The 18,353-nt window shown below is 71.4% G+C and carries 15 protein-coding genes; 14 read left to right on the top strand and 1 reads right to left on the bottom strand.

Annotation, left to right across the window (positions count from 1 at the left end; all coding sequences use genetic code 11):
- Window positions 1-46 precede the first annotated feature (46 nt).
- The 10 genes from murD to ACFY9V_RS06205 all read left to right on the top strand — a co-directional run bounded on the left by murD (window position 47) and on the right by ACFY9V_RS06205 (window position 10,144).
- A complete protein-coding gene (gene murD / locus ACFY9V_RS06250; RefSeq protein WP_355334707.1) occupies window positions 47-1,477 on the top strand; it encodes a UDP-N-acetylmuramoyl-L-alanine--D-glutamate ligase in 1,431 nt (476 codons plus the stop codon).
- A gap of 97 nt (window positions 1,478-1,574) precedes the next feature.
- On the top strand, window positions 1,575-2,858 hold the full coding sequence (gene ftsW / locus ACFY9V_RS06245; protein WP_391159766.1) for a putative lipid II flippase FtsW: 1,284 nt from the start codon (window positions 1,575-1,577) through the stop codon (window positions 2,856-2,858).
- A gap of 6 nt (window positions 2,859-2,864) precedes the next feature.
- Window positions 2,865-3,956, top strand: coding sequence for an undecaprenyldiphospho-muramoylpentapeptide beta-N-acetylglucosaminyltransferase (gene murG, locus ACFY9V_RS06240; RefSeq protein ID WP_391159764.1), 1,092 nt, complete (start codon window positions 2,865-2,867; stop codon window positions 3,954-3,956).
- Between the two features lie 119 nt (window positions 3,957-4,075).
- Entirely contained in the window at window positions 4,076-4,867 is a 792-nt protein-coding gene (locus ACFY9V_RS06235; protein ID WP_391159762.1) for an FtsQ-type POTRA domain-containing protein, read from the top strand.
- Window positions 4,868-5,117: 250 nt separating this feature from the next.
- Window positions 5,118-6,338 (top strand): cell division protein FtsZ, encoded by a 1,221-nt coding sequence (ftsZ, locus tag ACFY9V_RS06230; protein ID WP_355334113.1) that lies wholly within the window; start codon window positions 5,118-5,120, stop codon window positions 6,336-6,338.
- Complete coding sequence (gene pgeF, locus ACFY9V_RS06225) at window positions 6,335-7,096, top strand: peptidoglycan editing factor PgeF (RefSeq protein WP_355334110.1); 762 nt, start codon at window positions 6,335-6,337, stop codon at window positions 7,094-7,096. Before ftsZ ends, pgeF begins: the two co-directional genes overlap by 4 nt.
- Window positions 7,093-7,845 (top strand): YggS family pyridoxal phosphate-dependent enzyme, encoded by a 753-nt coding sequence (locus ACFY9V_RS06220; RefSeq protein ID WP_391159760.1) that lies wholly within the window; start codon window positions 7,093-7,095, stop codon window positions 7,843-7,845. The genes pgeF and ACFY9V_RS06220 overlap by 4 nt, the downstream gene beginning before the upstream one ends.
- Before the next feature lie 93 nt (window positions 7,846-7,938).
- Window positions 7,939-8,577 carry a cell division protein SepF gene (locus tag ACFY9V_RS06215; RefSeq protein ID WP_188282131.1) on the top strand — a complete coding sequence of 213 codons (639 nt, stop codon included), beginning with the start codon at window positions 7,939-7,941 and terminating at the stop codon, window positions 8,575-8,577.
- Between the two features lie 63 nt (window positions 8,578-8,640).
- Window positions 8,641-8,928: a YggT family protein gene (locus ACFY9V_RS06210; protein WP_355334104.1), complete on the top strand. Its 288-nt coding sequence runs from the start codon at window positions 8,641-8,643 to the stop codon at window positions 8,926-8,928.
- Between the two features lie 46 nt (window positions 8,929-8,974).
- Window positions 8,975-10,144, top strand: coding sequence for a DivIVA domain-containing protein (locus ACFY9V_RS06205; protein WP_391043975.1), 1,170 nt, complete (start codon window positions 8,975-8,977; stop codon window positions 10,142-10,144).
- A gap of 125 nt (window positions 10,145-10,269) precedes the next feature.
- On the opposite strand, the gene ileS is transcribed toward ACFY9V_RS06205, so the two are convergent.
- The gene (gene ileS, locus ACFY9V_RS06200; RefSeq protein ID WP_391159758.1) at window positions 10,270-13,437 is read right to left on the bottom strand and encodes an isoleucine--tRNA ligase; all 3,168 of its coding nucleotides are present in this window, start codon (window positions 13,435-13,437) and stop codon (window positions 10,270-10,272) included.
- Window positions 13,438-14,019: 582 nt separating this feature from the next.
- On the opposite strand from ileS, the gene ACFY9V_RS06195 reads away from it, so the two are divergent.
- The 4 genes from ACFY9V_RS06195 to ACFY9V_RS06180 all read left to right on the top strand — a co-directional run bounded on the left by ACFY9V_RS06195 (window position 14,020) and on the right by ACFY9V_RS06180 (window position 18,330).
- The gene (locus ACFY9V_RS06195; RefSeq protein WP_391159757.1) at window positions 14,020-14,877 is read left to right on the top strand and encodes a TraR/DksA C4-type zinc finger protein; all 858 of its coding nucleotides are present in this window, start codon (window positions 14,020-14,022) and stop codon (window positions 14,875-14,877) included.
- Window positions 14,878-14,981: 104 nt separating this feature from the next.
- A complete protein-coding gene (gene lspA / locus ACFY9V_RS06190) occupies window positions 14,982-15,653 on the top strand; it encodes a signal peptidase II (RefSeq protein ID WP_391159754.1) in 672 nt (223 codons plus the stop codon).
- Between the two features lie 67 nt (window positions 15,654-15,720).
- On the top strand, window positions 15,721-16,662 hold the full coding sequence (locus ACFY9V_RS06185) for an RluA family pseudouridine synthase (RefSeq protein WP_355334093.1): 942 nt from the start codon (window positions 15,721-15,723) through the stop codon (window positions 16,660-16,662).
- 78 nt (window positions 16,663-16,740) lie between these two features.
- Window positions 16,741-18,330, top strand: coding sequence for a Na+/H+ antiporter (locus tag ACFY9V_RS06180; protein WP_355334089.1), 1,590 nt, complete (start codon window positions 16,741-16,743; stop codon window positions 18,328-18,330).
- Window positions 18,331-18,353 lie beyond the last annotated feature (23 nt).

Raw genomic sequence — 18,353 nt, 5'->3', positions numbered from 1 at the left:
GTCCCCGGAGTCTCCGGCCTCCCCGTCCGCCGCCGGGCAGGGCTTCGTGAACCCCGACTTCACGGACCTGCGCGTCACCGTCGCCGGGCTCGGCGTCTCCGGCGTGCCCGCCGCGAAGGCGCTGCACGCCCTCGGCGCCCGCGTCACCGTCGTCAACGGCGTCGCGGGCGAGCGGCAGCGGGCCGAGGCGGCCGAACTGGAGGCGCTCGGCATCACCGTGCGCCTCGGTGACGGCGCGACCCTGCCCGAGGGCACCGAACTCGTGGTCACCGCCCCCGGCTGGAAGCCGAGCAGCCCGCTGTTCACGGCCGCCGCCAAGGCGGGCGTGGAGATCTGGGGCGACGTCGAACTGGCCTGGCGGCTCAGGAAACCCGGCGCGGCCCCCTGGCTCGCGGTCACCGGCACCAACGGCAAGACCACCACCACCCGCATGCTCGCCGCGATCCTCACCGCGGCGGGCCTGCGCACCGCGGCCGTCGGCAACATCGGCGTCTCCCTGCTGGACGCGGTCCTCGGCGACGAGCCGTACGACGTCCTCGCCGTCGAGCTGTCCAGCTACCAGCTCCACTGGGCGCCCAGCATCCGCCCGCACTCCGCCGCCGTGCTCAACCTGGCGCCCGACCACCTCGACTGGCACGGCTCGATGGCGGCGTACACCGCCGACAAGGGCCGGATCTACCAGGGCAACCAGGTCGCCTGCGTCTACAACCGCGCCGACCCGGAGACCGAGCGGCTGGTCCGCGAGGCCGACGTCGAAGAGGGCTGCCGGGCGATCGGCTTCACCCTCGACGCGCCCCGGCCCTCCGACTTCGGCCTGGTCGACGGCATCCTGGTCGACCGCGCCTTCGTGGACGACCGGGTCAACAGCGCGCAGGAGCTGGCCGAGACCGCCGACGTCAACCCGCCGGCCCCGCACAACATCGCCAACGCGCTGGCCGCCGCCGCCCTCGCCCGCGCCTACGGCGTCGAACCGGCCGCCGTACGCGAGGGCCTGCGGGCCTTCCGCCCGGACGCGCACCGCATCGCCGAGGTCGCCACCCGCGACGGCATCACCTGGGTCGACGACTCCAAGGCCACCAACACCCACGCGGCCGAGGCGTCGCTGGCCGCGTACCCGTCGATCGTCTGGCTCGCCGGCGGCCTCGCCAAGGGCGCGGTCTTCGACGACCTGGTCATCAAGTCCGCCGACCGGCTGCGGGCCGCCGTCCTGATCGGCGCCGACCGCGCCCTGATCCGTGAAGCGCTCGCGCGACACGCCCCCCAGGTCCCGGTGGTCGAGCTGGGCCGGACCGACACTGGGGCGATGGCCGCCGCCGTCGCCGTGGCACGCGACCGGGCCCAGCCCGGCGACACCGTTCTGCTGGCACCGGCCTGTGCGTCGATGGATATGTTCGCCAATTACAACGAGCGCGGCGATATGTTCGCGGAAGCCGTCCGGCGCCTGGGCGCCGCCGACAGCGACAGCGACGAGCCCTAGCCGCAGGTGTCGTGCGGCGCCCTCGCTCCGATGGAGGTCCCATGACGGCCACTGCGTCCCCCCGCCGCCCCGCGCACCGCCCCCGCGGGGGGCGGGTATGAGCACGTACCCGGCCCGGCAGCGCGGCAGCGCGCTCCGGGGCGCCGCCCGGCTCCCCGAGCGGGTACGCGCCGCCTGGGACCGCCCGCTGACGGCGTACTACGTCATCCTCGGCGCGGCCCTGCTGATCACCGTGCTCGGCCTGGTGATGGTGTACTCCGCCTCGATGATCCAGGCGCTGCGCTACGGCCTGCCGTCCACGTACTACTTCCGCAAGCAGCTCCTCGCGGTCGCCCTCGGCTCCGTGCTGCTCTACGCCGCCGCCCGGATGCCGGTCAGACTGCACCGCGCGCTCGCGTACCCGCTGCTGCTCGGCGCCGTCTTCCTGATGTGCCTGGTCCAGGTCCCCGGAATAGGGCAGACGGTCAACGGCAACACCAACTGGATCTCCATCGGCGGCCCTTTCCAGATCCAGCCCAGCGAATTCGGCAAGCTGGCCCTGGTGATGTGGGGTGCCGACCTGCTCGCCCGCAAGGGCGACCGGAATCTGCTGATCCAGTGGAAGCACCTGCTGGTGCCGCTCGTGCCCGTGACGTTCCTGCTGCTCGGACTGATCATGCTCGGCGGCGACATGGGCACCACGATGATCCTCACCGCGATCCTCTTCGGCATGCTCTGGCTCGCGGGCGCCCCCACCAGGCTCTTCGCGGGCGTGCTGTCCGGCGCGGCGGCGCTGGCGGCCCTGGCCGTCATCACCAGCCCCAACCGGATGGGCCGGCTGCACTGCATCGCCGCCACCGACCCCGGCACCAACGACCAGTGCTGGCAGGCCGTGCACGGGATCTACGCCCTCGCCTCCGGTGGCTGGTTCGGGTCGGGACTCGGGGCGAGTGTGGAAAAATGGGGTGAACTCCCGGAGCCGCACACCGACTTCATCTTCGCCGTAACCGGGGAGGAATTGGGTCTGGCGGGGACGCTGTCGGTACTCGCCCTCTTCGCGGCACTAGGCTACGCGGGTATCCGCGTGGCCGGTCGTACGGAGGACCCCTTCGTCAGGTTCGCAGCGGGTGGCGTGACCACCTGGATCACGGCCCAGGCCGTGATCAACATCGGTGCGGTGCTCGGCCTGCTGCCGATCGCCGGAGTCCCGCTCCCGCTGTTCTCCTACGGAGGTTCAGCCATCCTGCCGACCATGTTCGCGATCGGGCTGCTCATCTCCTTCGCGAGAAACGAGCCCGGAGCGCGAGCGGCCCTGGCCATGCGGGGGCGTAGTGCTTTCAGCGGGGCAATGACACGGACGATGCGGCGGTACGTCACCAGGCGGCCGTCCGGAGAGCGGTGAATTTCGGTGCATGTCGTACTCGCCGGCGGGGGGACCGCCGGCCACATCGAGCCTGCGCTCGCGCTCGCCGATGCCCTGCGCAGGCAGGACCCGACCGTGGGCATCACGGCCCTCGGCACCGAGAAGGGCCTGGAGACCAGGCTGGTGCCGGAACGCGGTTATGAACTGGCGCTCATCCCGGCCGTCCCGCTGCCGCGCCGCCCCACCCCGGAACTGATCACCGTCCCCGGACGGCTGCGCGGCACCATCAAGGCCGCCGAGCAGATCCTGGAACGCACCAAGGCGGACTGCGTGGTCGGCTTCGGCGGCTACGTGGCGCTGCCCGGCTACCTGGCCGCCAAGCGGCTCGGCGTGCCGATCGTCGTGCACGAGGCCAACGCGCGGCCGGGCCTGGCCAACAAGATCGGGTCGCGGTACGCGCACGCGGTCGCGGTCTCCACCCCCGAGAGCAAGCTGCGCGACGCCCGCTACATCGGCATCCCGCTGCGCCGCACCATCGCCACCCTCGACCGGGCCGCCGCCCGCCCCGAGGCCCGGCACGCGTTCGGCCTCGACCAGAACCTGCCCACCCTGCTGGTCTCCGGCGGCTCCCAGGGCGCCCGGCGGCTCAACGAGGTGATCGCCACCGTCGCGCCGCGGCTCCAGCAGTCCGGCGTGCAGATCCTGCACGCGGTCGGCCCCAAGAACGAACTCCCGCGGTCCGACAACATGCCCGGCATGCCGCCGTACCGCCCGGTGCCCTACGTCGACCGGATGGATCTCGCCTACGCCGCCGCCGACATGATGCTCTGCCGTGCCGGTGCCATGACCGTCGCCGAACTGTCCGCGGTCGGACTGCCCGCCGCCTACGTGCCGCTGCCCATCGGCAACGGCGAACAGCGGCTCAACGCCCAGCCGCTGGTGAAGGCCGGCGGCGGCCTGCTGGTCGACGACGCCGAACTCACCCCCGACTGGGTGCTGGGACACGTGCTGCCCGTCCTGACGGACCCGCACCGCCTGTACGACATGTCGCGCGCGGCAGCCGAGTTCGGCCGCCGCGACGCGGACGACCTGCTGGTCGCCATGGTGTACGAGGCGGTGGCCGCGGGCCGCCGCTGACGGTGGCCGCCGCGCCGAGGGCGTGTCCCGCGGCGCGGCGGACCGGGCCTGGCACGATAGGGCCCGCGGGGCGCGGAGGCGCTCCGCATCCGTCGACGCGGGGAGGCCGGGTGACCGGGGTGACCGGGACGCAAGCGAAGCCGGTCGGCGCCGACCGGGACGGGGCGGCGCCCGGTGCCGGACGGCGCCCGCGCCCCCGGCTGACCCTCCCCAGCCGCCGGACGGCGATCATCACACTGGTCGTCCTCACCGTCCTCGTCGCGGGCGGCACCTGGGCCGTCTACGGCTCCTCCTGGTTCCGCGCCACGCGCGTGACCGTCACGGGCAACGACGTGCTGACGCCGCAGCAGATCGAGCGCGCCGCGGGCGTACCGCTGGGCGGCGCGCTGGCCTCGGTGGACACCGGCGCGGTCCGCAGGCGGCTGCTCACCGCGCTGCCGCGGATCGACCATGTGGACGTGGAACGGTCGTGGCCGCACACGGTCCGGGTGAAAGTGACCGAACGAACGGCCTCCGCCGTACTGAAAAGCGGCGACAAGTTCACCGAAGTGGACCCGGGCGGTGTGCGATTCGCGACCGTCGACACCGCGCCGCGCGGCGTACCGCTCGTGCAATTGACGCCGGATCAGTCGCCGAGCCTTCGGCATTTCGGAACAAAGAGCCTGCTGCGGGCCGCCATTGCGGTCGCCGCCGATCTTCCGGAATCGCTGCACGGCCAGGCGACCGCGATCCGGGTCCGTTCCTACGACAACATCACCGTCGAACTCTCGCGCGGACGCAGCGTGATGTGGGGGAGCGCGGAACAGGGCGCGCGGAAGGCCGCGGTGCTCAATGCGCTCCTGAAGGTCCAGCCACACGCCTCCCACTACGACGTGAGTGCCCCCAGCGCCCCTGCGGCGTCAGGGAGTTGACGCCCCTTATGGCATTATTCGACCCCTGGCCCACCAGCCGGTGACGTGATCACATAGGGTCAAAAGAAAAACGGTAGGTTCGGCGTGTTCGTTGAACCACTACCGCTTGTCGACTTAGTGTCTCGTCCCAAGGAACACATGGGACATGCATACTGGTAACCCTAAACCTCACGGTTAGGGTTCGGAACGGCATCGGCGAGCGTACCGACCGTCCCACAAGATACGTAACTCGAGGCGAGAGGCCTTCGACGTGGCAGCACCGCAGAACTACCTCGCAGTCATCAAGGTCGTCGGCATCGGCGGCGGTGGCGTCAACGCCATCAACCGGATGATCGAGGTCGGTCTCAAGGGCGTCGAGTTCATCGCGATCAACACCGATGCGCAGGCCCTCCTGATGAGCGACGCCGACGTCAAGCTCGACGTCGGCCGTGAACTGACCCGGGGCCTCGGCGCCGGGGCCAACCCCGACGTGGGCCGCAAGGCCGCCGAGGACCACCGCGAGGAGATCGAAGAGGTGCTCAAGGGCGCCGACATGGTCTTCGTCACCGCGGGTGAGGGCGGCGGCACCGGCACCGGCGGCGCACCCGTCGTCGCCAACATCGCCCGCTCGCTCGGCGCCCTGACCATCGGGGTCGTCACCCGCCCCTTCACCTTCGAGGGCCGCCGCCGCGCCAACCAGGCGGAGGACGGCATCGCGGGGCTGCGGGAGAACGTCGACACCCTGATCGTCATCCCCAACGACCGTCTGCTGTCCATCTCGGACCGCCAGGTCAGCGTGCTCGACGCCTTCCGCTCGGCCGACCAGGTCCTGCTCTCCGGCGTGCAGGGCATCACCGACCTGATCACCACCCCCGGCCTGATCAACCTCGACTTCGCCGACGTGAAGTCCGTGATGTCCGAGGCGGGTTCGGCCCTCATGGGCATCGGCTCCGCACGCGGTGACGACCGTGCGGTCGCCGCCGCCGAGATGGCGATCTCCTCGCCGCTGCTCGAAGCCTCCATCGACGGCGCCCGCGGGGTGCTGCTCTCCATCTCCGGCGGCTCCGACCTCGGCCTGTTCGAGATCAACGAGGCGGCCCAACTCGTCAGCGAGGCGGCCCACCCCGAGGCCAACATCATCTTCGGCGCGGTCATCGACGACGCGCTCGGCGACGAGGTGCGGGTCACCGTGATCGCCGCCGGGTTCGACGGGGGCCAGCCGCCCACCAAGAGCAGCGCCAAGGCGCTCGACGGATACCGCGACACGACCCCCGCCTCCGGCGCCCGGATCGCCAGCCAGCCCGAACCCGCCCGCCCGGCGACCTCGTACACCGGCCTCGGCAGTGTCCCGGTCGCCTCGTCGGACCGCGACTCCGACAACGAGCCCGTCGCGGAGGCGCCGACCCCGGTCCCGCCCCCGCACGTGCCGCCGGCCCGTCCCTACCAGGACACCGCGGCCGAAGAGCTCGACGTACCCGACTTCTTGAAGTGATAGGGCACCGCCAGACAGCGAGCGGCGCGCACTTCGCCTTCACCGACCGGTGGGGCGGGGTGAGCGCCGTTCCGCACGACAGCCTCAACCTCGGCGGCGCGGTGGGGGACGACCCCGCCGCCGTACGCGCCAACCGCGAGCGCGCCGCGGCCGATCTCGGCCGCGACCCCGACCGGGTGGTGTGGATGAACCAGGTGCACGGCCGCGAGGTCGCCGTCGTGGACGCCCCGTGGGGCGACCGGCCGGTCCCGGCCGTCGACGCGCTCGTCACCACCCGCGCCGACCTCACGCTCGCCGTACTCACCGCCGACTGCGTGCCCGTACTGCTCGCCGACCCGGTGGCCGGTGTCGTGGCCGCCGCGCACGCGGGACGGCCGGGACTGGTCGCGGGTGTGGTGCCCGCCGCCGTCGAGGCGATGACGGCGCGGGGGGCCGACCCCGCGCGGATCACCGCGCTGCTCGGACCCGCCGTGTGCGGAAAGTGCTATGAAGTGCCCGCCGCGATGCGGGACGAGGTCGCCCGGGCGGTGCCGGAGGCGTACGCCGAGACGAGCTGGGGCACTCCGGCGGTCGACGTGGCTTCGGGGGTGCGCGCCCAACTCGCGCGCGCCGGAGTGAACCTCGGGCCGAGCGCCGGATCATCCGACGGGCCGGGCGCGGGTGTGTGCACCCTGGAGTCCGCCGATCACTTCTCCTACCGCCGCGACGGTGTCACCGGTCGACTGGCGGGCTATGTCTGGCTGGACGGCGCCGCGTGACCGAGCATCAGACCGACCCCGAGGCCGAGGACGGCGCCAGGCGCGCGGAACTCGCCGCGAATCTGGACCGTGTCGAGAAGCGGATCACCGCCGCCTGCGAGGCGGCCGGGCGGGACCGCGCGGCCGTGACCCTGATCGTGGTCACCAAGACCTACCCGGCGAGCGACGTCCGGCTGCTGGCCGGCCTCGGCGTCCGGCATGTGGCGGAGAACCGCGACCAGGACGCCGCGCCCAAGGCGGCGGCGTGCGCCGATCTTCCGCTTACTTGGCATTTTGTGGGGCAGTTGCAGACCAACAAGGCTCGTTCAGTGGTCCGTTACTCTGATCATGTGCACTCGGTCGACCGGCTCCGGCTGGCCGGCGCGCTGTCGACCGCGGCGATCGCCGCGGGAAAGCTGCTCGGGTGCCTCGTTCAGGTCGCCCTGGACGCGGAGTCGGGCGCTCAGGGAGAGCGCGGCGGGGTGGCACCCGACGCGGTCGCCGCGCTCGCCGACGCGATCGCGGCGGCACCGGGGCTGCGTCTCGACGGCCTGATGACCGTCGCGCCGCTGGCCGGGGCGTACGCGGGCCAACCCCGCGCCGCCTTCGATCGGTTGATGGAAATCTCATCCGGCCTGCGCGAGACCCATCCGGCTGCGACCATGGTCTCGGCAGGGATGAGCCAGGACCTCGACGAAGCCGTTGCGGCCGGAGCGACACATGTACGCGTCGGTACGGCGGTACTCGGAGTCCGTCCCGGGCTCGGGTAACGTCACCAACAAGTCGGACCACAGCATAAATATGGTGTGGCGGCCGTCCGAGCGGCGGCCGAGGACCGCAACCCCGCTGAGAGGACGCAGAGCATGGCCGGCGCGATGCGCAAGATGGCGGTCTACCTCGGCCTCGTGGAGGACGACGGATACGACGGGCCGGGATTTGACCCCGACGACGAGTTCGAGCCCGAGATGGCCGCTCCGCCCGCAGCACGGGCCAGCGCCGACCCCGAGCGTGCCCCTCGCCGTCAGCAGCAGGTCAGCCAGCACGTACCGCAGCACGTACCACAGAGCCAGCACCAGTCGTCGCAGGACGAACCGGCGCGTCTCGTACACGCCCCGGCGCCCCGTGAACCGCGGATCGCCCCCGTGGCGTCCATCACACCCGAACGTCACAGCCTGGAGAAGAACGCACCGGTGATCATGCCCAAGGTCGTGTCAGAGCGAGAGCCGTACCGGATCACGACACTGCACCCCCGGACCTACAACGAAGCCCGTACCATCGGGGAACACTTCCGCGAGGGAACGCCGGTGATCATGAATCTGACGGAGATGGACGACACGGACGCGAAGCGTCTTGTCGACTTCGCCGCCGGCCTGGTCTTCGGTCTTCACGGAAGCATCGAGCGGGTGACGCAGAAGGTGTTCCTCCTGTCGCCTGCTAACGTCGATGTCACGGCGGAGGACAAAGCCCGGATCGCCGAGGGCGGGTTCTTCAACCAGAGCTGAACGAGACGCAACCGCAGGGACCCGGCCACCGGGCCGAAGACGAGCAGGGGAGAGGGAAGCGCGATGAGTGTCGCACTCCAGGTGCTGTACATCGCGCTGTACTGCTTCCTGTTTGTGCTGATCTTCCGATTGGTGATGGATTACGTCTTCCAGTTCGCCCGTTCATGGCACCCTGGGAAGGCGATGGTGGTGGTCCTGGAGGGCACCTACACTGTCACCGATCCGCCACTCAAGCTCTTGCGGCGGTTCATCCCGCCGCTACGTCTCGGGGGCGTGGCGCTCGACCTGTCCTTCTTCGTATTGATGATCATCGTGTACATCCTGATCTCCGTCGTGGGGAACTTGATGTGAACGGTGCGGGCTCCCGATATGTCGACGATCACGTTGAGGTGAAGAGATGCCGCTGACCCCCGAGGACGTTCGGAACAAGCAGTTCACGACCGTCCGCCTCCGAGAGGGCTATGACGAGGATGAGGTCGACGCCTTCCTCGACGAGGTGGAGGCGGAGCTGACTCGATTGCTCCGCGAAAACGAGGACTTGCGCGCCAAACTGGCCGCGGCCACCCGTGCCGCCGCCCAGAACCAGCAACAGGGCATGCGCAAGCCCGAACAGCAGGACCGGCCGGTGCCCGCTGCCATATCCGGTCCGCAGCCGGTGCCGCAGCAGCAGATGGGTCCGCCGCAGCAGCAGGGCGGTATGCCGCAGTTGCCGCCGGGCCCCAGCGCCCAGCAGCAGCACGGGCCCGGCCCGATGCAGCAGCAGATGGGGCACCCCATGCAGCAGCAGGGGCCTGGTCCGATGGGCCAGCACCCGATGCAGCAGCAGGGACCCGGCCCCATGGGCCAGCACCCGATGCAGCAGCAACAGCAGCAGCACCACCCGATGCAGCAGCAGGGACCCGGTGGCGACAGCGCCGCCCGCGTGCTCTCGCTCGCGCAGCAGACGGCGGACCAGGCCATCGCGGAAGCGCGTTCCGAGGCCAACAAGATCGTCGGCGAGGCCCGCAGCCGCGCCGAGGGCCTGGAGCGGGACGCCCGCGCCAAGGCGGACGCTCTTGAGCGGGACGCCCAGGAGAAGCACCGCGTCGCGATGGGCTCCCTGGAGTCCGCCCGCGCCACGTTGGAGCGCAAGGTCGAGGACCTGCGCGGCTTCGAGCGCGAGTACCGCACGCGTCTGAAGTCCTACCTGGAGTCCCAGCTCCGTCAGCTCGAGAACCAGGCCGACGACTCGCTGGCTCCGCCGCGTACCACCCCCGCGGCTCCCTCCCTCCCGGCCGCGTCCACCATGGGCGGCTCGATGGGCGGATCCATGGGCAACGGCGGTATGGGCAACGGCATGGCACCGGCCGGCGCGGGCGCCGGTATGGGACACGCGGGCTCCGCGCCGTCCTACGGCGGCCAGGGCATGGGCGGCGGTCACACCCCCGGCCCGACGTACGGCGGCCAGCAGCAGATGTCTCCTGCCATGACCCAGCCGATGGCACCGGTACGGCCGCAGGCGCCGCAGCCGATGCAGCAGGCGCCGACGCCGATGCGCGGTTTCCTGATCGATGAGGACGACAACTGACCTAGCGGTCGGCTGGACCCGCACCACACAGGGCCGGGCCCCCGGGGAATCCTTTTTCCCCGCGGGGCCCGGCCCTGTTCTGTGCGACGACCACCGTGCGTAGGGGACTTCGCCCCCTACGGGGCTCAGCTCTTGCGCAGGTGGAAGGTCAGGGCCAGGGACTCCTCCGTGAACGCCGGGCCGAAGGAGGCATCGGCCGACGCGTCGGTGAAGCTGTCCGCCAGGACCTCCTCGGAGATGAGCGGGGCGTGGGCGGACAGGGCCGTCGAGACGTCGGGCTCGGCCGTGGCCCAGCGGACGTGGATCCGGTCGGCCACGTCGAAGCCGGAGGTCTTGCGGGCCTCCTGGATCAGCCGGATGGCGTCGCGGGCGAGCCCGGCCAGGCGGAGTTCGGGAGTGATCTCCAGGTCGAGCGCGACCGTGGCGCCGGAGTCTGAGGCGACCGACCACCCTTCGCGCGGGGTCTCGGTGATGATGACCTCTTCAGGAGCGAGCGCGACCTCCTCGCCGTCCACGACCACCGAGGCCGTACCGCCGTCGCGCAGCGCCGCCGACAGGGCCGCCGCGTCGGCGGCGGCGACCGCGGCCGCCACGGCCTGGACGCCCTTGCCGAAACGCTTGCCCAGCGCGCGGAAGTTGGCCTTGGCCGTGGTGTCGACCAGCGACCCGCCGACCTCGGACAGCGACGCCAGGGAGCTGACGTTCAACTCCTCGGTGATCTGCGCCCGCAGCTCGGCCGAGAGCCCCTCGAAGCCCGCGGCGGCGACCAGCGCGCGCGACAGCGGCTGACGCGTCTTGACACCGGACTCCGCGCGCGTGGCACGGCCCAGCTCGACCAGCCGCCGTACGAGCAGCATCCGCTCCGACAGGGCCGGGTCGACGTGCCGCTCGTCCACGACGGGCCAGGACGAGAGGTGGACGGAGTCGGGGGCACCGGGGACCACCGGCACCACCAGGTCCTGCCAGACCCGTTCGGTGATGAACGGCACCAGCGGGGCCATCAGCCGCGTCACGGTCTCCACCACGTCGTGCAGGGTGCGCAGCGCGGCCGGGTCGCCCTGCCAGAAGCGGCGCCGCGAACGGCGCACGTACCAGTTCGACAGGTCGTCCACGAAGGCCGACAGCAGCTTGCCCGCGCGCTGGGTGTCGTACGACTCCAGCGCGTCGGTCACCTCGCGCACCAGCACGTTCCGCTCGCCGACCAGCCAGCGGTCGAGCAGCGGGCGGTCCTCGACGGCCGGGTCGACCGCCGAGGGGGCCCAGCCGGACGTACGGGCGTACAGCGCCTGGAAGGCGACCGTGTTCCAGTACGTGAGCAGCGTCTTGCGGACGACCTCCTGGATCGTGCCGTGGCCGACCCGGCGGGCCGCCCACGGGGAGCCGCCGGCCGCCATGAACCAGCGCACCGCGTCCGCGCCGTGCTGGTCCATGAGCGGGATCGGCTGGAGGATGTTGCCCAGGTGCTTGGACATCTTGCGGCCGTCCTCGGCGAGGATGTGGCCGAGGCAGACCACGTTCTCGTAACTCGACCTGTCGAAGACGAGCGTGCCGATGGCCATCAGCGTGTAGAACCAGCCGCGGGTCTGGTCGATCGCCTCCGCGATGAACTGCGCCGGGTACGTGCGCTCGAAGACCTCCTTGTTGTGGAACGGGTAGCCCCACTGCGCGAACGGCATCGAACCCGAGTCGTACCAGGCGTCGATCACCTCGGGGACGCGGGTCGCGGTGCCGCCGCAGGACGGGCAGCCGAAGGTGACCGCGTCGATGTACGGGCGGTGCGGGTCGAGCCCGGACTGGTCGGTGCCGGTCAGTTCGCCGAGTTCGGCCAGCGAGCCGACACAGGTCAGATGGCCGTCCTCGCAGCGCCAGATCGGCAGCGGCGTACCCCAGTAGCGGTTGCGCGACAGCGCCCAGTCGACGTTGTTCTTCAGCCAGTCGCCGAAGCGGCCGTGCTTGACCGAGTCCGGGTGCCAGTTGGTCTTCTCGTTCTCCCGCAGCAGGGCGTCCTTGACCGCGGTGGTCCTGATGTACCAGGACGGCTGCGCGTAGTAGAGCAGCGCGGTGTGGCAGCGCCAGCAGTGCGGGTAGCTGTGCTCGTACGGCAGGTGCCGGAACAGCCGTCCCGAAGCCTGGAGTTCGGCGACCAGCGCCTCGTCGGCCTTCTTGAAGAAGACCCCGCCGACCAGGGGCACGTCCGGCTCGAAGGTGCCGTCGCGGCGCACCGGGTTGACCACCGGAAGGCCGTACGCGCGGCAGGTCTTGAGGTCGTCCTCACCGAAGGCGGGGGACTGGTGGACCAGGCCCGTGCCGTCCTCGGTGGTGACGTACTCGGCGTTCACCACATAGTGCGCGTCCGGGATCTCGACGAGGTCGAACGGCCGCTGATACGTCCAGCGTTCCATCTCGCGGCCGGTGAAGGACTGCCCGGTCGCCGTCCAGCCCTCGCCCAGCGCCTTGCCGAGCAGCGGCTCGGCGACGACCAGCTTCTCGGTGCCGTCGGTGGCGACGACGTACGTCACGTCGGGGTGCGCGGCGACGGCGGTGTTGGAGACCAGCGTCCAGGGCGTGGTCGTCCACACCAGCAGCGCGGCCTCGCCCGCCAGCGGGCCGCCGGTCAGCGGGAAGCGGACGAAGACCGACGGGTCGACGACCGTCTCGTAGCCCTGGGCCAGTTCGTGGTCGGACAGGCCGGTCTGGTCCTTCGGGCACCAGGGCGCCACCCGGTAGTCCTGGACCAGCAGGCCCTTGTCGAAGATCTGCTTGAGCGACCACCACACGGACTGGACGTACTCCGGGTCCATCGTCCGGTAGGCGTTGTCGAGGTCGACCCAGTAGCCCATGCGCGTGGTCAGGTCGGTGAAGGCGTCGGTGTACCGGGTCACCGACTCGCGGCACTTCGCGTTGAACTCCGCGACGCCGTAGTCCTCGATGTCCTGCTTGGTGGTGAAGCCCAGTTCCTTCTCCACCGCCAGCTCGACCGGCAGCCCGTGGCAGTCCCAGCCGGCCTTGCGGGTCACGTGGTGGCCCTGCATGGTCTTGAAGCGCGGGAAGACGTCCTTGAAGACGCGGGCCTCGATGTGGTGGGCGCCGGGCATGCCGTTGGCGGTCGGCGGGCCCTCGTAGAAGACCCAGTCGGGCAGTCCGCGGCTCTGCTCGACGGAACGGGCGAAGGTCTTCCGCTCGCTCCAGAGGTCGAGCACCTCGTGTTCGAGGGCGGGCAGGTCGACCTGGGCGGGCACCGGCCGGTACTGCGGCGGCTGCGGCTGTCCCTGCGCGGTCTGGTGGTCGCTCATCGGTGGTTTCCTCCGGCGGACACTGGTGCGTACTCCGTCGAAGGGACGAGAGCGAGCGCTCCCGCGGTACCACCCTCCTTGGCGGTGGAGGCGCCCCGCACACGGGGAACCCACCGCCCCCTCATTGGGGCAGCGACACCGGTTCTACTCGCCCGGGGGCCTTGAGGGGCCTCCCGCGGGCTTTCTTCCGGCGGCTCCGGGGTGATCTTCGCACCGCGCACACCCCCGGGCTTCCACCGTCCCCGGGTCGCTCATGGCTGCGTGCGGCGCTACTCGTCCCATCCACGCCTTTCGCTGCGCTCAGTGTACGGCGCTGGGAGCGGCCCGGCCGAACGGTTTACCCGGGCCGCCCACTGACCCGAATGGCCTGCTCCGCGCGCCCCGACGGCGACTGTCACGGATCGTTACCGCCAGGTACCGGAATACCTGGCGGTGAGCTGGGCACAACGGATGCAGACCTGCCCGCCCTCCGGGGCGGACCGGTCGGCCAGGCAGCGCGCCCCGTTGCCGCGGGTCCGGAGCCGATTTACCGTTTCCGGCACGATTCGCGAACAAGATCACGGATGTGAAGGGGTCGCGGCCATGGTCGTGAAGAAAAGGGGACGGCCTGCGGCCGACTCCGACCATCCCGGTGTGACCGGGGCGTCCGTGGCGCCTGCCCGCGGGCCCGCGGCGGCGAGGAAGTCCGTGCGTACGGTCACGGTCGCCATCGATGCGGAGGAGGGCGACGCGGCCGAGGAGGCACCGCGGAAGAAGGCGGCGGCCAAGAAGGCCCCGGCCAAGAAGGCAGCCAAGAAGACGGCGGCGAAGAAGGCGGCGGCGAAGAAGACGGCAGCCAGGGAAACGGCTCCGGCAGGGAAGGCCGCCGCCGCGAAGGCGCCGGCGAAGAAGACGGCCGCGAAGAAGGCGGCGGCCGAAAAGGCGGCGACGGGCCGTACGGCGAAGAAGACGGGAGCCGGCAAGGTGGCAGCGAAGAAGACCGCGGCGGGTACGGCCGCGACCACGGGGGCCGCGTCCGCGGTGCCCGCCGCCCGCACCGCGGGCCCCGGCGGCCTGGCCGTCCTCCCCGGTGAGGACCCGTGGACGCCGGAAGAGGTCGAGGAGGCCCGCGCCGAGCTGCTGGGCGAGGTCCAGCGGCTCACGGAGGGCATCAGCTCCTCGGAGGCGGCCGTGGCGGGCCTGCTGCGCGACTCGGGCGACGGCGCGGGTGACGACGAGGCCGACACCGGCACCAAGAACATCACCCGCGAGTACGAGATGGCGCTGGCCGCCAACACCCGCGAGATGCTGGCGCAGACCAGGCACGCCCTGGAGCGGCTGGACGAGGGCACGTACGGCCTCTGCGAGTCCTGCGGCAATCCGATCGGCAAGGCCCGCATGCAGGCGTTCCCGCGGGCCACGCTGTGCCTGGACTGCAAGCAGAAGCAGGAGCGGCGCTGAGGGCTCCGCCCGCGGACGGCCCCGGTCGTACGGGTGTGCCGTACCCTCGTCATCAGTCAGGATTCGGCCTGGCGGGCACGGAGCACAAAGGCTGAGGGACTCACGTGACGGAAGCGGAGCGCACCATCACCACGCCGGAGGAGACGCCGGACGCGACGCCTGACGGCGGGACGGGCGTCGAGGAGTCGGGCGTCGCCGAGCCGTCGGAGCAGGCCGCTCCGGCGGCGGACGGGACGGAAGGCGCGGCGCGGGGCGACGAGCCCGCCGGGCCGCAGGCCGTCTCGCGGCGGCGGCGCCGGATCGTCACCCTGATCGGGGTGGCGGCGCTGGCGTACCTCCTCGATCTGCTCTCCAAGATCTGGGTGGTCACCAGCCTGGAGAACCACGAGCCGGTCAAGGTCTTCGGCCACTACCTGCGGCTGGACGCGATCCGGAACGCCGGGGCGGCCTTCGGCATGGGGCAGGGCATGACGATCGTCTTCACGATGATCGCGGCCGGTGTCATCGTCGTGATCGCCCGGCTCTCCCGCCGTCTGCACAGCCTGCCGTGGGCCGTCGCGCTCGGCCTGCTCCTCGGCGGCGCCTTCGGCAACCTCACCGACCGCGTCTTCCGCGCTCCCGGCGGCTTCCAGGGCCGGGTGGTGGACTTCATCGCGCCCGAGCACTTCGCCGTCTTCAACCTCGCCGACTCCGCCATCTGCTGCGGCGGCGCCCTGATCGTCCTGCTCTCCTTCCGCGGCGTCGACCCGGACGGCACCGTCCACCGCGAGGACTGACTCCCGCAGGAGGCGCCCGGTCCCGCGCTGGTACGGCCGGGGGCGGCGGGTCCGGCATACTCGTGTGGTGAGTACCGTTCCGGAAATCCGTTCCCTGCCCGTGCCCGACGGCCTCGAGGGCGAGCGTGTCGACGCCGCTATCGCCCGGATGTTCGGCTTCTCGCGGACGAAGGCCGCGGAGCTGGCGGCGGCGGGCAAGGTGTCGATCGACGGGTCGGCCGCGGGGAAGTCCGAGCGGGTGCACGGCGGGGCGTGGCTGGAGGTCGAGATGCCCGAGGCCGCCGCCCCGGTGCGGATCGTCGCGGAGCCGGTCGAGGGCATGGAGATCGTCCACGACGACGAGGACATCGTCGTCGTCCTCAAGCCGGTCGGCGTCGCCGCCCACCCGAGCCCCGGCTGGACCGGCACCACCGTGATCGGCGGCCTCGCCGCCGCCGGATACCGGATCTCCACCTCGGGGGCCGCCGAGCGCCAGGGCATCGTGCACCGGCTCGACGTGGGCACCTCCGGCCTGATGGTGGTCGCCAAGTCCGAGCGGGCCTACACCCTGCTCAAGGCGCAGTTCAGGGACCGCGTCGTGGACAAGCGCTACCACGCGCTGGTGCAGGGCCACCCGGACCCGATGAGCGGCACGATCGACGCGCCGATCGGCCGTCACCCCCACCACGACTACAAGTGGGCGGTCGTCGCCGACGGCAAGGCGTCCGTGACGCACTACGACCTCATCGAGGCGTTCCGCTCCGCCAGCCTGCTGGACATCAAGCTGGAGACCGGCCGCACCCACCAGATCCGGGTGCACATGTCCGCGCACCGCCACCCCTGCGTCGGCGACATCACCTACGGCGCCGACCCGACGCTCGCCAAGCGCCTGGGCCTGACCCGGCAGTGGCTGCACGCCAAGCAGTTGGGCTTCGAACACCCCTCGGACGGGCGCTGGGTGGAGTTCAGCAGCGAGTACCCGGACGACCTCCGGCACGCGCTCGACGTGATCCGCGCCGACAGCGAGTAGCCGTATCGGGGCCGGTGAAAGGCACGGCGGGGCGGCCGCGGGTCCGGCGGCGCGGAGCCGGTGTGGCATCGTGACGCCGTGGATCAGCTCGCTCTCTTCTTCTTCCTCATGCTCGCGGCCATCGTCATGGTGCCGCTCAGCGACCGGATCGGGCTGCCCTCGCCGGTCCTGATGACGCTGCTCGGCGGGGTCCTCGCGCTGCTCCCGCAGGTGCCCAACGTCCAGATCGACCCCGATCTGATCCTGCCGCTGGTGCTGCCCCCGCTGCTCTACGCGTCCGTACAGCGCACCTCCTGGCGGCAGTTCGCCGCGAACCGGCGGGCGATCTTCCTGCTCGCGGTCGCGCTGGTCTTCGTCACCACGGCCGCGGTGGCGGCGGTCGCCGACGCGGTCGTGCCGGAGATCACGCTGGCCGGGGCCTTCGCGCTCGGCGCGCTCGTGGCGCCGCCCGACCCGGTGGCCGCCACGGCCGTCGCGGGCAGCCTCGGACTGCCCCGGCGCATGATCTCCATCCTGGAGGGCGAGGGGCTGTTCAACGACGTCACCGCCATCGTGCTGTACCACGTGGCCGTCGCGGCGGCGCTGTCCGGCAACTTCTCCGCGCCCCACGCGGCCCTGGAGCTCGTGCTGTCCGCCGTGGTCGCGATCGCGGTCGGCCTGGCCCTCGGCTGGGGCGCCAACAAGCTGATGGGCGTGGTCGGCGACCCCACCTTGCAGATCGGCCTGTCACTGCTGGTGCCCTTCGCCTCCTACGCGCTGGCCGAGGAGTTCGGCGGCTCCGGGGTCCTGGCCGTGCTCACCACCGCGCTGTTCCTGGCCGAATACGCCTTCGAGGCCGACGACGTGACGGCCCGTCTGGCGGGCAACACCTTCTGGGAGATCGTCGACACCCTCGTCACCGGCATCGCCTTCGGCCTGATCGGCCTCGAACTGCACAATGTGTTCCGGGTCGGCGCGGGCGACTGGGGCCCGATGGTGCGGCACGCCGCCATAGTGGTCGCGGTGGTCATCGGCGTGCGGCTGCTGTATCTGCTGCCCGCGACCTGGGCGGCGCGCAAGATGCACAAGCTGCGCGACCTGGACGAGGACATCCCGATGAGCTGGCGCGAGAGCGTCATCATGTGGTGGTCCGGGATGCGCGGGGTGGCGTCCGTCGCGCTGGCCCTGGCCATCCCGCTGACCACCGACAGCGGCGACGGCTTCCCGGCCCGCACGGAGATCTTGTTCATCGCCTTCGCGGTGGTGCTCAGCACCCTGGTGCTCCAGGGGCTGACGCTGCCGTGGCTGGTGAAACGGCTCGGGGTGCGCAGCGACATCGACGCCGAGCACGACCTGGAGAAGATGCTGGCGCTGCGGGCCATGACGGCCGCCAAGGCGCGGCTGCGCGACATCGAGTCCGTCGAGCCGCTGAGCGACGACCTGTCGGAGCTGCTGCACCGCCGCGCCTTCGACCTCGGCGCGCGGATCTGCCCGGACATCGTGGACGACGAGCGGCGCGAGAGCCACGCCAAGCGCGTCAAGCGGCTCAAGTCGGTCCGCCGCATCCAGGACGAGATGATGTCCGCCGCCCGGCACGAGGTGCTGTCGGCGCGCAGCGAGGCGGGGTACGACCCGGAGGTCGTCGACCGGGTGCTGCGCCAGCTGGACCTGCGCTCGATGCGCGGCTGACAGGTGAGAGCCTCTCACTGCCG

The organism is Streptomyces sp. NPDC008317 (assembly GCF_042955955.1).
Taxonomy (GTDB): Bacteria; Actinomycetota; Actinomycetes; order Streptomycetales; family Streptomycetaceae; genus Actinacidiphila.
The sequence above is the reverse complement of the archived record's forward strand: the minus strand, read 5'-3'. Positions and strand labels throughout refer to the sequence as shown.